Here is a 15,078-nt window from a genome sequence, read left to right on the forward strand (position 1 = left end):
GTAATCACTTCAAACAAGGTTACTTAGAACTTCATAATTTTTTCAAAAAAAACATACATTTTACCAAAACGCCGTTTTTCACATTTGGGTTTTGGTTTTAATACAAAACATTCAATAATATATTTTTTCAATAGATGTTAGAAATATCAGAATTAAAAGCAAAAAAGCTACCCGAGCTTAAAGAAATTGCCAAATCGCTCAATGTACCTAAGTACAACCGCTTAAAAAAATTAGATTTAGTTTATCAAATTTTAGATTACCAAGCGGCAAACCCGCACAAAACCAAAGAGGCTTTAAGCGAAGAAGAACCAGAAGCAAAACCTAAAGAAAAAAATATTGCAGAGGCTCGTCAAAGAGAAAAACCGACAAACCACTCTAAGCCTCAAAAAAAATCTCACCCTAAAGAAGGAGCAAAAGACCAAAAATCAGAAAAAGCTCAAAAACAAACTTCTAAACAAAATAAAAAGAATCCTTCACACTCTGATCAAGGAAAAAAAGCCAGCGAAAGCTCAAAACCTAATTCTGGCCGCTCTAATGCTCAAAAGGAAAGACAAAACCAGCACACAAAGCAGGACCAAAATAAAAGGCAAGCTGAGCGTTCACAAGAGAAAAAAGAACAACAACATAAAAACAAATCACAAAACGGCAACAAGGATAAACGTAATAAATACCGTGAGCCTAATTATGAATTTGATGCCATCATAGAAAGTGAAGGAGTTTTAGATATTATGCAAGATGGCTACGGATTTTTGCGTTCATCAGACTATAATTATCTGTCATCTCCAGACGATATTTACGTTTCTCAATCACAGATTAAATTATTCGGGTTAAAAACTGGAGATACTGTTTTAGGACAAATAAGACCCCCCAAGGAAGGTGAAAAGTATTTTCCCTTAATCAAAATTAGTAAAATAAATGGTCTAGACCCTCAAGTGGTGAGAGACCGTGTATCTTTTGAACACTTAACACCTCTTTTTCCCCAAGAAAAGTTTAAACTAGCCGAGAGGGAAAGCAATTTATCAACGCGCATCATCGATTTATTCTCTCCTATAGGAAAAGGACAAAGAGGAATGATTGTTTCGCAGCCCAAAACCGGTAAAACGATGTTATTGAAGGATATCGCAAATGCCATCGCTGCCAACCACCCAGAAGTTTATCAAATTGTATTATTAATCGATGAGCGCCCGGAAGAAGTTACAGACATGCAACGCCACGTAAATGGTGAAGTTGTAGCTTCAACCTTTGACAAAGAAGCGCACGAACATGTTCGCGTTGCCAATATCGTACTAGAAAAGGCAAAACGCTTGGTTGAATGCGGGCACGACGTAGTAATTTTACTTGACTCAATTACTCGATTGGCACGAGCCTACAACACCGTACAGCCAGCCAGTGGTAAAGTATTAAGTGGTGGTGTAGATGCAAATGCCCTACACAAGCCTAAGCGCTTTTTTGGTGCAGCCAGAAATATTGAAAAAGGCGGGTCTTTATCTATTATCGCAACTGCTTTAACCGATACAGGCTCTAAGATGGACGAGGTGATTTTTGAAGAATTTAAAGGTACGGGTAATATGGAGCTTCAGTTAGATCGTAAAATTGCTAACCGTAGAATATTCCCAGCCATAGACCTTACCTCTTCAAGTACCCGTAGAGATGATATGCTACACGATGAAAACACAATTCAACGTATGTGGGTACTTAGAAAATATCTAGCAGATATGAACCCTATAGAGGCCATGGAGTTTATAAACGACAAAGTAAGAAACAGTTTAAACAATGAAGAATTTCTTATCTCGATGAACGGATAGAAGGATCGTAAGACACTCAACATAAAAACCGATTGATATTACCAATCGGTTTTTTTTTATTACTAAAAGCTATAAAAACTTCAGCTCTAGCTAAAAATAAAAAAAACCTTCCAAAAAAGGAAGGTTTCAAAATTTTTGAACACTAACTAAAACTTACAGAGCAGCAACGTGCTTTGCTAATTTAGATTTTAAATTGCTTGCTTTATTAGTGTGAATTACATTTTTCTTCGCTAATTTATCGATCATTGAAACAACAGAAGGATATAGCTTCTCTGCCTCCGCCTTATCAGCCGCTTTTAATTTCTTTATGGCATTACGGGTAGTTTTATGCTGGTAGCGATTTCTTAAACGCTTCACATCATTACTACGTATTCTCTTTAATGCCGACTTATGATTTGCCATAACTCTATTTCTTATCTCATTAATTAAATTGTAGTCCGTAGGGGATTCGAACCCCTGTTACCAGGATGAAAACCTGGCGTCCTAACCCCTAGACGAACGGACCATTAGTTTACTTATTTCAAAAACAAACCGACTGTTTGTTACTTTGTAGTCCGTAGGGGATTCGAACCCCTGTTACCAGGATGAAAACCTGGCGTCCTAACCCCTAGACGAACGGACCATTAGTTTACTTATTTCAAAAACAAACCGACTGTTTGTTACTTTGTAGTCCGTAGGGGATTCGAACCCCTGTTACCAGGATGAAAACCTGGCGTCCTAACCCCTAGACGAACGGACCATTATTGTTTGAATGCGGATGCAAAAATAAGACTTATTTTAAATGCACCAAACAAAATTTCAATTTTTTTTTAAACTTTTTTTAATAAGCCTTAGCAAACAAAACACGCTGATTAGACGGCTTACCAGTCAATACGCAGTTACCTGATTCATTTTCAGCATCAAAAGGAATACAACGAATGGTTGCCTTAGTTAGTTCTTTAATTCTCTCTTCCGTTTCGGTTGTCCCATCCCAGTGAGCTGAAATAAATCCACCTTTCTCTTTTAATACTTTCTTAAACGTATCAAAATCTTCAACTTTAGAAATGTGTTCATTTCTGTAGTTAAGTGCCTTATTAAATAGATTATCTTGAATTTCAACCATTAAAGCTTTCACTTTCTCTACAAGTTCATCTTGTTTTATAAATTCTTTGGTAAGGATGTCGCGTCTAGCCAACTCTACTGTACCTTTTTCTAAATCTTTTGGTCCTATTGCCAAACGTACAGGAACCCCTTGTAATTCATATTGAGCAAATTTCCAGCCTGGTTTATGTGTATCTCGATCGTCAAATTTCACAGAAATACCAGATTCTCTAAGATTTTGAGCAATTATTTGCGCCTTTTCGCTAATTTGTTTCAACTGTTCTTCACCTTTATAAATAGGAACTATAACCACTTGGTTAGGCGCTAATTTTGGCGGCAATACAAGTCCTTTATCATCGCTATGGGTCATAATTAGGGCTCCCATTAATCGCGTAGACACCCCCCAACTTGTGGCCCAAACGTGTTCCAATTTACCTTCTTTGCTAGCATATTTCACATCAAAGGCTTTAGCAAAATTTTGACCTAAAAAATGTGAAGTTCCAGCTTGAAGGGCCTTCCCATCTTGCATAAGGGCTTCAATACAATAAGTTTCTTCTGCACCCGCAAAACGTTCACTTTCGGTCTTTTTACCCTGAATAACCGGAATTGCCATAAAATTTTCTACAAAATCAGCATACACCTCATTCATTTGTTTGGTTTCAAATAAAGCCTCTTCTCTTGTTTCATGAGCCGTATGCCCCTCTTGCCACAAAAATTCGGCTGTTCTTAAAAACAAACGTGTACGCATTTCCCATCGCACCACATTAGCCCATTGGTTAATCTTAATAGGTAAATCACGGTAAGATTGTATCCAACCTTTATAGGTGTTCCAAATAATAGCCTCGGAGGTTGGCCTAACCACTAATTCCTCTTCTAGTTTAGCCTCTGGATCTACAATTAATCTTGATGCATCATTAGGGTCTGTTTTTAGTCTATAGTGCGTTACTACCGCACACTCTTTTGCAAATCCCTCTGCGTTTTTTTCCTCGGCTTCAAATAAACTTTTCGGTACAAATAAAGGAAAATAAGCATTCTGATGCCCTGTCTCTTTAAAACGCTTATCTAATTGAGCTTGCATTTTTTCCCATATGGCATACCCATAAGGCTTAATTACCATACAACCTCTAACAGCTGAGTTTTCTGCTAGATCTGCTTGTACAACAAGCTCATTATACCACTTTGAATAATCTGTACTTCTTGAGGTTAGCTTATTTGCCATATAAATATCTTTGGCACAATGCTTGTGCTATTGTTAATGAGTTTTTAGTTTAGGCAAAACTAGTTAAATTTGAAATGTTCAACAATAAAATACAAAAGATATGCATCTTAATTCTATAAATATATCGAAATACGCATCTTGGCCACTTGGGGTAGGGATGCTATTTTTACTGATATCGTGTGGCACGTATCAGAATTCGTCTATTCCTCAAGATGGCATCTACAGTCAAAACGTAAATCGATCTACTGCTACGCAACAGCAGCGGCAAAATGAAAAGGCTGATTACTATCAGAATTACTTTAAAGAACAAGGTGAGCAAATCACTATGGCTCAAGGAGTAAACCAAGAGAATGAAGTTTTTACTGATATTGATAATTACTCTACACAGCGTGATTATCAAGACAACAATCAGGGGGATGTAATTTACGAAGATGAGGAATATGCCTACAACAATGCTAGTTGGGGATCTAATCCTACCGAGGTTAATATTACCGTTATTGATAGAAACCCTTATTTGTTTTCTGGCTTTTATCATCCTTGGGGTATCTGGAACGGTCCTTTTTACGGTGCCTGGCATGGAGGTTTTTACGGCAATTGGGGATGGGGATGGCATAATCCTCGTTTCGGATGGGGATCTGCATTTTGGGGATGGGGTCATCCTTATCATTACTGGGGCGCTTGGAATCATCCATTTTATGGTGGCGTAGCTTATCATCCTGCATATCATAATTATAGACATTCCATAGCCTATCACGATGCAACTAGAAATTATCGTAACACGCGTAATAGCAATTACAGACGCAATGCCGGTGATAGCTATCGTAGAAATGCCTCAGAAAACTACCGTAGAAATTCAAATAGCGGTATAAACAGAGGTAGCAATAGTAGCATTCGCAGAAGTCAATCAAGAACCACCATAAAAAACACCCGTGGCATTAATGCGAGAGGTGATAGCCGTTACCAAAGCAATCGAGGCGTAAACAGAAATTCATCGGCTACACAATCCAGTAGAAGAAGTGGTTACTACAACCGAAGCGCACGTCCTAGTACTAGAAGTTCGAACTCTATAAACCGTAGGTCTACAAATTCAGGCAATCGTACTTATTCTCCTAGTCGATCAACGCGCAGTTCGAGCACTACAAGATCTTCTAGATCTACGCGGTCAAGTAGCGGAACAAGAAGCAGCAGTAGTTCATCTCGTCGTTCACCTAGATAAAAAATATCTTTATGAAAAAGAAATATATAAGCTTAATAACAGCAGCATTTATCTCAACAATAGGTGCTGCTCAAAGTATTAATGAGGCCCTAAATTTTGGACAGTCTGATGTTTTAGGAACCGCACGTTTTACAGCCATGAGCGGAGCTTTTGGCGCATTAGGTGGTGATTTATCTGCGCTTCAAGTAAACCCTGCCGGATCCTCAATTTTTCTCCACAACACCGCAGGGTTCACCTTTGGTTACCAGCATCTCAAAAACAATTCTTCTTTTGCCGGTGAAAATGGAGCTGCGAAAGAAAATGAATTTCACATTCCTCAAGCTGGAGCTGTCTATGTTTTTGAAAATTACAATTCTCAAGCCACAATAAATAAATTTAGTTTTGGTCTTACCTATGATCAACAAAAAAATTTAGAACAAAATTTTTTTGTTCGCGGAACAAGCAATGAGTCAATTGGTTCTTACTTCACAAATTTAGCCAATGGTATTCCACTTGATTTATTCACTACTCGGCCTGGTGAATCTTTAGATGATCTATACCAATTTTTAGGCGAAACAAACTTTAACAACCTTGGAGTTACCAACTCCGAACTGCAAACAGCTTACTTGGGTTACGAAACTTATCTTTTTGATCCAGCAGATCCGAATGATTTAGAAAACACGCAATATATTTCAAATACCACCACCAACAATACATATCATTCCTATAGCCACCAAAGTACAGGCTTTAATGGTAAATTCTCTTTAAACGGCTCCTTAGCTTTGCAAAACAGATTTTATTTAGGACTTAACCTAAATGCTCATTTTATTAATTATGAACGCATTACAAGCTATTTTGAAAGACCCGACACTGGCAGCAGATTATCCTCAATTTACTTCGAAAACAACCTGAGTACAGTAGGTTCAGGATTCTCTTTTCAAATAGGTGGAATAGCTAAGGTCAATGAGGTTTTACGACTTGGATTGAGTTACGACTCTCCTACTTGGTATACAATTTCTGATGAAACTACCCAATATCTAAGCACCTCAAGTCAAGAATTTGGTAATGCTACGGCTAATCCTTTTATTGTGAATGTTTTTCCAAATTATAAACTTAGAACCCCAGGTCAAATAAAAGCAAGTGCAGCTTTGATTTTTGCACCTTCAACACTGGTCAGTTTAGATTACGGCTATAAAAACTATGGTAATATTAAATTGCGATCTAGAGAAAACCAAAATTTCGAACTACAAAATAAAGGCTTAAGCAACAGGTTAACTTCCGCCTCAAGCATAAGGATGGGTGCAGAACATCGGCTAAAAAATTGGAGTTTACGTGCAGGAGCTCGCTATGAACAATCTCCATATGAAAATAAGGATTTACAAGACGATCTTTACGGATTTTCAGCCGGTATAGGGTATAATTTTGGTCGAATAAAAATAGATTTTGCCTACAGTTACTATCAGGTAAACATGCAGCAAAACCTATTAAAAACTGGCTTAAGCAATGCTGCTCAACTTGAAAGAAATGATTCTAACTACATCATGAGCTTAATATTTGATATGTAGGCGCCCATTTGGACATTGTTTTTTTTATAGATAATGTTACAAGTCTAAGCCTTATGGTACAACTTTCTCAAAACTTAATCATAGCCCAAAATAAAGTTAAAAAATATAATGTTTAAGCCTTGCTTAATAAAGCTTTAGTTTAGAAAAACATAAATGCTTATCTTTGCCAACTTAAAATCGATAGAGGCTTGTAAAATGAAAATTGATAATATCTCGGAAAATATAGATGAAATTGGTGACAACCATGTAAGTTCTAGCGCAAAGAATCCACTAAGAAAAGATGCGTTTGAAAAAACAGATGAAGAAAAGATTGCTTTAATACAGCAAGATGTTCAAAATATATTAACAACCTTAGGTTTAGACTTAGAAGATGATAGTTTAAAAGGAACTCCTTTACGAGTGGCTAAAATGTTTGTGAATGAGTCTTTTGCCGGTTTGCACCCCAAGAGAAAACCTAAAGCTTCGGTTTTTCAAAACAATTATAAATACGGAGAAATGCTGGTAGAGAAGAACATTACGGTTTATTCTACCTGCGAACATCATTTACTACCTATTGTGGGGCGTGCACATGTCGCCTATATTTCTAATGGCACTGTTGTGGGGCTATCAAAAATGAATAGAATTGTAGACTATTATGCCAAAAGACCTCAAGTGCAAGAACGCTTAACCATGCAAATTGTTGCCGAGCTTCAAAATGCATTGGGAACAGAAGATGTAGCTTGCGTAATCGATGCTAAACATCTTTGTGTCAACAGTCGAGGTATACGAGATATTGAAAGTAGCACCGTTACGAGCGAATTTGGTGGTAAGTTTAAAGACAAGAGTATAAAAAGAGAGTTTTTAGACTACATCAATATGGATACTGAATTTTAAATTTCTTACACCAAGTTAAAACTTATACCCATGCCGTTATACGAAAATCAAGAATTGAAAATATATAATTCTCTAACCGGAGAAAAAGAACGTTTTAAGTCCATCACTAAAGATTATGTTGGAATGTATGTTTGTGGCCCCACAGTCTACAGTAACGTGCATTTAGGGAACTGCCGTACTTTTATTTCTTTTGACTTGGTTTTCAGATATTTAAAGCATTTAGGGTATAAAGTGCGTTACGTGCGCAATATTACAGATGCAGGTCATTTAGAAAACGATGCTGAAACTGGAGAGGATCGAATTGCAAAAAAGGCACGTCTAGAAGAAATTGAACCTATGGAAGTGGTTCAAAAATACACGGTAGACTTTCACCAAATTCTACATCAATTCAATAACTTACCCCCAAGCATTGAACCTACCGCTACAGGTCATATTATTGAACAAATAGAACTAATTAAAAAAATTATTGAAAAAGGTCTAGCATATGAGGCCAACGGCTCTGTTTATTTTGATGTTATAAAATATAACCAAAGCAAACACTATGGTATTCTAAGCAAAAGAAAATTAGAAGACATGATTGCGAATACCCGCGAACTCGACGGGCAAACAGATAAAAAGAATCCCCAAGATTTTGCTTTATGGAAGAAAGCTGAACCGCAACACATTATGCGCTGGCCGTCACCCTGGGGTGTTGGCTTTCCTGGCTGGCACTTAGAATGCACCGTGATGAGCTCTAAATATTTGGGAGAATCTTTTGATATTCACGGAGGAGGAATGGACTTAAAATTCCCTCATCATGAATGTGAAATTGCTCAAGGAGAAGCCGCCCATGATAAATCTCCAGTTAATTATTGGATGCATGCCAACATGCTTACCTTAAATGGTAAAAAAATGGCAAAAAGTACCGGTAATAATATTTTACCAAAAGAATTATTTTCTGGTGATAATGATGTCTTGAGCAAATCATATAGTCCATCGGTAACCCGATTTTTTATGCTTCAGGCCAACTACAGAAGTATTCTCGATTTCTCGGATGAAGCCCTGCAAGCAGCAGAAAAAGGTTTTAATCGTTTAATGGAAGCCATTAGTTTAATCGAATCACTTCCAGAATCAAGCAAGAGCAGTTTGAACATCAGCAAATGGCGTCAAAACTGCTACGATGCTATGAATGATGATTTCAATAGTCCAATTCTAATTGCACATCTTTTCGAGGCGGTAAAAATGATAAACGCAGTTCGTGCAGAACAAGCTAAAATAACCGCTGCAGACAAAATGCAACTATCTGAAACAATGCATAATTTCGTTTTCGATGTTATGGGTTTAATTCCTAATGCTAATCTTGTAAGTAATCAAGATAGTAACCGGGTAGAAAAATTAGTTGAACTACTTATAAATTTAAGAAAGAAGGCCCGCGACAACAAAGACTTTGCCCTTAGTGACTTAATAAGAGATGAGCTTAATAAAGTTGGCATTCAGTTAAAAGATAGCCGCGAAGGCACTTCTTTTACCATTAAAAATGATTAAGAAAATACTTATAGTGCCTTTATTAGCTTTAATTTGGCTCTATAAAAAATTCATCTCGCCTCTTACGCCTGCGACCTGTCGCTTTCAGCCAACCTGTTCTTCTTACGCACAAGAAGCACTTAAAAAACACGGATTATTTAAAGGTGGTTATTTGGGCTTTAAAAGAATTTTAAAATGTCACCCTTGGGGGAAAAGTGGCTATGATCCCGTTCCTTAATACATACCACGGATTTAATAATACAATCTCGGCTCTAAGCTAAATATATCCTTATATTTACGCTGTCAACAATAAAAATTAGTATATGATAAGTAATGCCATAGTATGGGATCCGTCTTTAGGAATTGATTTAGGCTTTTTTACGCTTAGATACTACAGTATGATGTATGTTATTGCGTTTGCATTGGGCTGGTACATCATTAAAAAAATGTTTGCCCACGAAAATATTTCAGAAGAAAAATTAGATCCTTTATTTCTATATACCGTTATCGCGACGCTCTTAGGAGCTCGTTTAGGTCATGTTTTCTTTTATCAATCTGAATTAATTTTTGAAGATCCATTGTCTATTCTCCTACCAGCCAGGTTTAATCCTGAATTTGAATTTACAGGTTTTCAAGGCTTGGCCAGTCACGGTGCGGCAATAGGAATTATAATTGCAATGTATCTGTATTCCAAAAAAATACTAAAAAAACCGATGCTCTTTATACTAGACCGCATTGTTTTACCGGTTGCCATTGGAGGTGTTTTTATTCGGATAGGTAATTTTATTAATTCTGAAATTATTGGTAAACCCACTTTTTCTGACTATGGTGTAATTTTCGCCCAACTAGGCGAAAATTTCCCTAGACATCCAGCTCAATTATATGAGGCTGGTTGTTATGTTATCGTGTTTATTATTCTTTCTTATCTTTATTGGAGCACCAATAGTAAAGAGAAACTTGGTTTTATCTTCGGGGCATTTTTAGTAATGCTGTGGAGCGTTCGATTTATGGTAGAGTTTGTTAAAGAAGCCCAAGTAGACCAACGTGCCGAGTGGGCTTTAAATACAGGGCAATGGCTAAGCTTACCTTTCATTGCCATAGGAATATTATTAATTTTTCGCGCCCAAAAACAATTCTCAAAGAATTAATATTGCTGCCCTTCAAGGCATCTTTATTGAATTTTATTAAACAACCAGTAAAAGAAATTTTACTGGTTGTTTTATGATGAAAAAATCAATTACATCGAATGAAAATATACCTGAGTGCTTAGATTCGATATTTCCATAAAATGTTAAATATCCTACTTTACAAAACTTGTTTATACTCATTGTTGAACTACAGAATAAATAAAGTACCCAGCAAATAACACCGAAAAATTACGCTTTAGTATTTATTAGCAGCCAGCTGAGGCTGATACAGATTGGTATTTGTTAAGCTATTTATTATTTATACAAGTTTTATTGATTTCTGTACTGTATTTTATTGAGTATTTAAAGGTTTATAATTATCCGATAAATAGCATATAAATGATAATTCTATTTTTAAACCAGCAAGATTAAAAGATTATCCTTGAAGCGTGAAGATAAATTCACACCCTTAACAATATAAAAAAAAGTTGCTTCAACTAGTGAAGCAACTTAATATTAAACATATATGTTAGAGCAAGCTTTAAGCTATCGCTTCCTCTTCAATTTCTTCTTCTTTTTTAGCTAGTAACTCATCGCTTTTCTTCTTGGCAGTATCATACATTATTGGTGTTGCAATAAATAAAGAGGAGTAAGTACCTACTAAAACGCCAATAATTAATGCAAACATGAATCCGCGAATACTTTCTCCACCAAAGATGAAAATTGCTAATAAAACAATAAGCGTTGTTAACGATGTATTTACAGTTCTACTAATTGTACTGTTTAAAGCAGCATTAATGGTTTTCTTAAAGGGCCAAGTAGTGTGCTCATTAAAATACTCTCTGATACGATCGAATACTACCACCGTATCATTTAATGAATAACCAACAACCGTTAGAATAGCTGCAATAAAAGCTTGATCTATTTCCATGCTAAAAGGCATAAATCCTTTTGCTATTGAGAATACCCCTAAAATAATAACAACATCATGAAATACCGCAGCTACTGCTCCTAAGCTAAATTGCCACTTTCTAAATCGGAATAAAATATATAAGAATACTACGATTAATGAACCTAAGACGGCCCAAACAGAAGCTTTTTTAATATCATCGGCTATGGTTGGCCCTACTTTCATAGAAGACATCACTCCAACTTGGTGACCTTCTCCACTTGAAAGGTTAAATTCTTCATAAGTTAATCCTTCAGGTAGATCCGCTTTAAGCGCCTCAAATAACATGTTGCTTATTTCATTATCTACCTCTGTACCTTCTTCTTCAACCTTATATTTTGTCGTAATTTTTAATTGGTTATCGGCTCCAAAGGTTTTAGCTTCTGCACTACCAAAAACATCTATCAATTTGTTTTCAATTTCTGAAGCCGTAACTGATTTATCAAATCGAACGGTATAGGTTCTTCCTCCTACAAAATCTACTCCTTGGTTAAGACCAGTAGTAAGTAAAGCTGCCACACTAGCTACTACTAATATTCCTGAAACTACATAAGAAATCTTACGTTTTACAATAAACTTGATATTTACATTTTTAAACAGGTTTTTAGTTGCTGCAGTAGCAAAATCTAAAGATTTACCATTCTTTCCATAACCGTCTATAAACAAACGAGTAATGAAAATTGCCGTAAATAAAGAGGTACAAATACCAATTAACAAGGTTGTAGCGAAACCTTTAATAGGTCCGGTTCCAAAAACCAATAGGATAATACCCGTAAGGCCAGTAGTAATATTGGCATCTAAAATAGAAGATAAGGCATTGCTAAATCCGTCTTTAATCGCATCAACTTGGGCTTTACCTTTTGAAAGTTCTTCTCGAATACGCTCAAAAATAAGAACATTAGCATCTACAGACATACCAATGGTCAAAACGATACCAGCAATACCAGGCAGTGTAAGAACAGCACCTAATCCTGCCAAAATACCAAAGATAAATAAGATATTAACTGCTAGAGCTACATCTGCAAAAAGGCCTGCTTTTCCGTAATAAAACACCATCCAAAGTAATACAAAGGCTAGTGCAATAGCAAAAGAAAGAATACCACTATCTATGGCTTCTTGACCTAAAGAAGGTCCTACTACCTCACTTTGTACGATATCTGCAGAAGCTGGCAGCTTACCTGCGCGTAGAACATTAGCTAAATCTTGCCCCTCAGTAATGGTAAAACTCCCAGTTATTTCACTACGACCTCCTGAAATTGGACCACTAGAAATTCCTGGTGCAGAATATACAATATCATCTAAAACAATAGCAATTTGAGATTGATTGTTAAAAGCAACCGTAGTCATTTCTTCCCAAATCTTTGCACCTTTACCATTCATCTCCATAGAAACCGCTATTCTTCCCAATTGGTCATAAGTTTGGGTAGCGTTGGTGATTACACTACCACTAAGGTCTGGCGTATTGGTTTTATTTGCTTTTAAAGCATATAAGTCAATAAATTCGTTGCCGTTTACTGGTTTTCCCCAAACAAATTTTGCATAGCGCTGATTAGCGGGAAGCAAATTGCGAATTTGTGGCATTCTTAGGTAAGCGCCAACCGCAGCCGTATCTTTAATATTTGCAGTTCCTAAAACTGGTCCTTGACCAGCAACTGGCTGTAATTTACTAAATAACGGATTATTTTTAGCGATATCTGCAGCATCATCAGTTTCTGCATCTGCGATAAGGTCATCAATATCCTGATCTGTACTGGTAGAGTCTTGTGCCTTATCATTTGTTGCTTCTTCTGTTTTTGCGGCTTGCATTTCCTTCAACTTAGCGTTTGCTTGCGCCAAGAATGGAGCCAATTCTTGCCCTTTAAATACGTGCCAAAACTCTAGCTGCGCTGTACTTTGAAGTAATTTCTTAACACGATCAATATCTTTAGCTCCTGGTAATTCTACCAAAATTCTTCCTGAATTACCCAAACGCTGAATATTTGGTTGCGTAACACCAAACTTATCAATACGCTTTCTAAGCACCTCAAATGCAGAAGTTATACTTTCGTCTATACGTTTTCTTATGATTGGCTTTACTTGAGCATTGCTCATCTCAAAATTGATATCATCGCTCAAATTTTTATTAGCGAAAACATCAGGAGAGGCCAACTTGGCATCAGGTATCTCTTCAAATGCTTCAAAAAATAAGTTCACATAATCATCTTGCGATTCTTTTTGCAACTCATCGGCTCTAGCTAAAGCTTTATTAAAGGCAGGGTCTTTAGAATTGTTAGACAATTCTCTTAAAATATCTTTTACAGAAATCTGTAAGATAACATTAATACCTCCTTTAAGGTCTAACCCCTTATTTAATTCTTTATCTTTTGCAGTAGTGTAAGTTATACCGGCAAATATCTCTTGATTCCCTACAGAATCTAAATATCTACCTTCTTCAAATTCTCTTAAACTAGAGTAATTTTGAACCTCACTGCTTATTTTTTGCTTCGCATATGCCTCTGCGTCTTCTTCGACACTGTTTGCGATAAATGTAAACGATAATTGGTAAATACTTACCAAACCGAATAGAATTGCGAATAGCTTGATTATTCCCTTATTCTGCATTATTCTTTAAGTTAATTAATAGTTTATTTTTATAAAACGGACAAATATAGGCTTTCGAAAAAGAATTGCCAATATTTTTATTAAGATAAATTTCACAAATAAGGCTGTTTAAAAAACTTAATATCATCTTGCTAGAAAACAAAATAATTATTTCTTAAACAGCCTCTCTTGATATTTTGTGGTTTATAAATCTAACAACCCGTTTGTCTTTTTCACACCCTCTGCACTTTCGTGAAGTTGTTTCTTTTCGTTTTCATCTAGTTCGATTTCAACAACTTTTTCAATTCCATTTTTACCTAATAATACAGGAGTACCAATACAAAGGTCGTTTAATCCGTACTCACCCTCTAAAAGTGTAGAGCAAGGAAACATTTTTTTCTGGTCACACGCTATTGCCTGCACTAACCCAGAAACTGCTGCTCCTGGTGCATACCAAGCACTAGTCCCTAACATTTTAGTCAAAGTTGCTCCACCTACTTTGGTATCTGCAGCTACTTGATTCAAGCGCTCATCAGAAATGAATTCTGAAACTAGCACACTATTACGGGTAGCCAAACGCGTTAAAGGCACCATACCTTTATCGCTGTGCCCTCCTATTACCATACCGTCTACATCAGAAATTGGAGCCTCTAAAGCCTCTGCTAATCTATACTTAAACCTTGCACTATCTAAGGCTCCTCCCATACCGATTATTCTATTCTTAGGTAAGTTAGTGGTTTTATGCACCAAGTAAGTCATAGTATCCATAGGGTTACTTACCACAATAATTATTACATCGGGAGAATGCTTAATGATGTTACTGGAAACCTCTTTTACAATTCCCGCATTAATACCTATAAGTTCTTCTCTAGTCATTCCTGGTTTACGTGGAATTCCACTTGTAATCACAGCAATATCACTGCCTGCAGTCTTAGCATAATCGTTTGTGCTTCCAGTTATTTTGGTGTCAAATCCGTTTAAAGAGGCGGTTTGCATCAAATCCATCGCCTTCCCTTCTGCGTAATCTTTTTTAATGTCTAACAACACCACTTCTGAAGCAAAATTTTTAATAGCGATATACTCTGCACAACTAGCACCAACTGCTCCTGCACCTACAACAGTAACTTTCATAGTTTTATATATTTTAATTAATTGAATGATTTTGAGATGCTAAAATACAAA

General features: G+C 36.4%; 11 protein-coding genes and 3 tRNA genes. 7 read left to right on the top strand and 7 right to left on the bottom strand.

Translation table 11 applies throughout. From position 1 onward, the window contains the following. The first annotated feature begins 134 nt into the window (after positions 1 to 134). A complete protein-coding gene (rho, locus tag FT993_RS00625; protein WP_147860607.1) occupies positions 135 to 1,805 on the top strand; it encodes a transcription termination factor Rho in 1,671 nt (556 codons plus the stop codon). 153 nt (positions 1,806 to 1,958) lie between these two features. Here the strand turns inward: rho and rpsT are convergent, their stop codons facing one another. From rpsT to proS, 5 genes are all read right to left on the bottom strand, one after another. After that, on the bottom strand, positions 1,959 to 2,207 hold the full coding sequence (rpsT, locus tag FT993_RS00630; protein WP_147860608.1) for a 30S ribosomal protein S20: 249 nt from the start codon (positions 2,205 to 2,207) through the stop codon (positions 1,959 to 1,961). A 31-nt stretch (positions 2,208 to 2,238) separates the two neighbouring features. Next, a tRNA-Glu gene (locus FT993_RS00635) sits at positions 2,239 to 2,310 on the bottom strand. A 45-nt stretch (positions 2,311 to 2,355) separates the two neighbouring features. Beyond that, a tRNA-Glu gene (locus FT993_RS00640) sits at positions 2,356 to 2,427 on the bottom strand. Positions 2,428 to 2,472: 45 nt separating this feature from the next. Then, a tRNA-Glu gene (locus tag FT993_RS00645) sits at positions 2,473 to 2,544 on the bottom strand. An 81-nt stretch (positions 2,545 to 2,625) separates the two neighbouring features. Then, positions 2,626 to 4,104 (bottom strand): proline--tRNA ligase, encoded by a 1,479-nt coding sequence (proS, locus tag FT993_RS00650; protein ID WP_147860609.1) that lies wholly within the window; start codon positions 4,102 to 4,104, stop codon positions 2,626 to 2,628. Between the two features lie 100 nt (positions 4,105 to 4,204). On the opposite strand from proS, the gene FT993_RS00655 reads away from it, so the two are divergent. The 6 genes from FT993_RS00655 (at position 4,205) to lgt (ending at position 10,388) form a co-directional block, all read left to right on the top strand. Further along, positions 4,205 to 5,320: a hypothetical protein gene (locus FT993_RS00655; RefSeq protein ID WP_147860610.1), complete on the top strand. Its 1,116-nt coding sequence runs from the start codon at positions 4,205 to 4,207 to the stop codon at positions 5,318 to 5,320. Between the two features lie 11 nt (positions 5,321 to 5,331). Beyond that, a complete protein-coding gene (locus FT993_RS00660) occupies positions 5,332 to 6,864 on the top strand; it encodes an OmpP1/FadL family transporter (protein ID WP_147860611.1) in 1,533 nt (510 codons plus the stop codon). Between the two features lie 195 nt (positions 6,865 to 7,059). Next, positions 7,060 to 7,737: a GTP cyclohydrolase I FolE gene (gene folE / locus FT993_RS00665; RefSeq protein ID WP_147860711.1), complete on the top strand. Its 678-nt coding sequence runs from the start codon at positions 7,060 to 7,062 to the stop codon at positions 7,735 to 7,737. Positions 7,738 to 7,767: 30 nt separating this feature from the next. Then, a complete protein-coding gene (gene cysS / locus FT993_RS00670; protein ID WP_147860612.1) occupies positions 7,768 to 9,261 on the top strand; it encodes a cysteine--tRNA ligase in 1,494 nt (497 codons plus the stop codon). Further along, entirely contained in the window at positions 9,254 to 9,478 is a 225-nt protein-coding gene (gene yidD / locus FT993_RS00675) for a membrane protein insertion efficiency factor YidD (protein ID WP_147860613.1), read from the top strand. The genes cysS and yidD overlap by 8 nt, the downstream gene beginning before the upstream one ends. Before the next feature lie 85 nt (positions 9,479 to 9,563). Continuing rightward, the gene (gene lgt / locus FT993_RS00680; RefSeq protein ID WP_147860614.1) at positions 9,564 to 10,388 is read left to right on the top strand and encodes a prolipoprotein diacylglyceryl transferase; all 825 of its coding nucleotides are present in this window, start codon (positions 9,564 to 9,566) and stop codon (positions 10,386 to 10,388) included. Positions 10,389 to 10,908: 520 nt separating this feature from the next. On the opposite strand, the gene secDF is transcribed toward lgt, so the two are convergent. Together secDF and mdh are read right to left on the bottom strand one after the other, a co-directional pair. Beyond that, positions 10,909 to 13,917 carry a protein translocase subunit SecDF gene (secDF, locus tag FT993_RS00685; protein ID WP_147860615.1) on the bottom strand — a complete coding sequence of 1,003 codons (3,009 nt, stop codon included), beginning with the start codon at positions 13,915 to 13,917 and terminating at the stop codon, positions 10,909 to 10,911. A gap of 183 nt (positions 13,918 to 14,100) precedes the next feature. Next, positions 14,101 to 15,027, bottom strand: a complete 927-nt coding sequence (mdh, locus tag FT993_RS00690; RefSeq protein WP_147860616.1) for a malate dehydrogenase — start codon at positions 15,025 to 15,027, stop codon at positions 14,101 to 14,103. Positions 15,028 to 15,078 lie beyond the last annotated feature (51 nt).

Source organism: Mesonia sp. HuA40 (genome assembly GCF_008017835.1).
Classification (GTDB): Bacteria; Bacteroidota; Bacteroidia; order Flavobacteriales; family Flavobacteriaceae; genus Mesonia.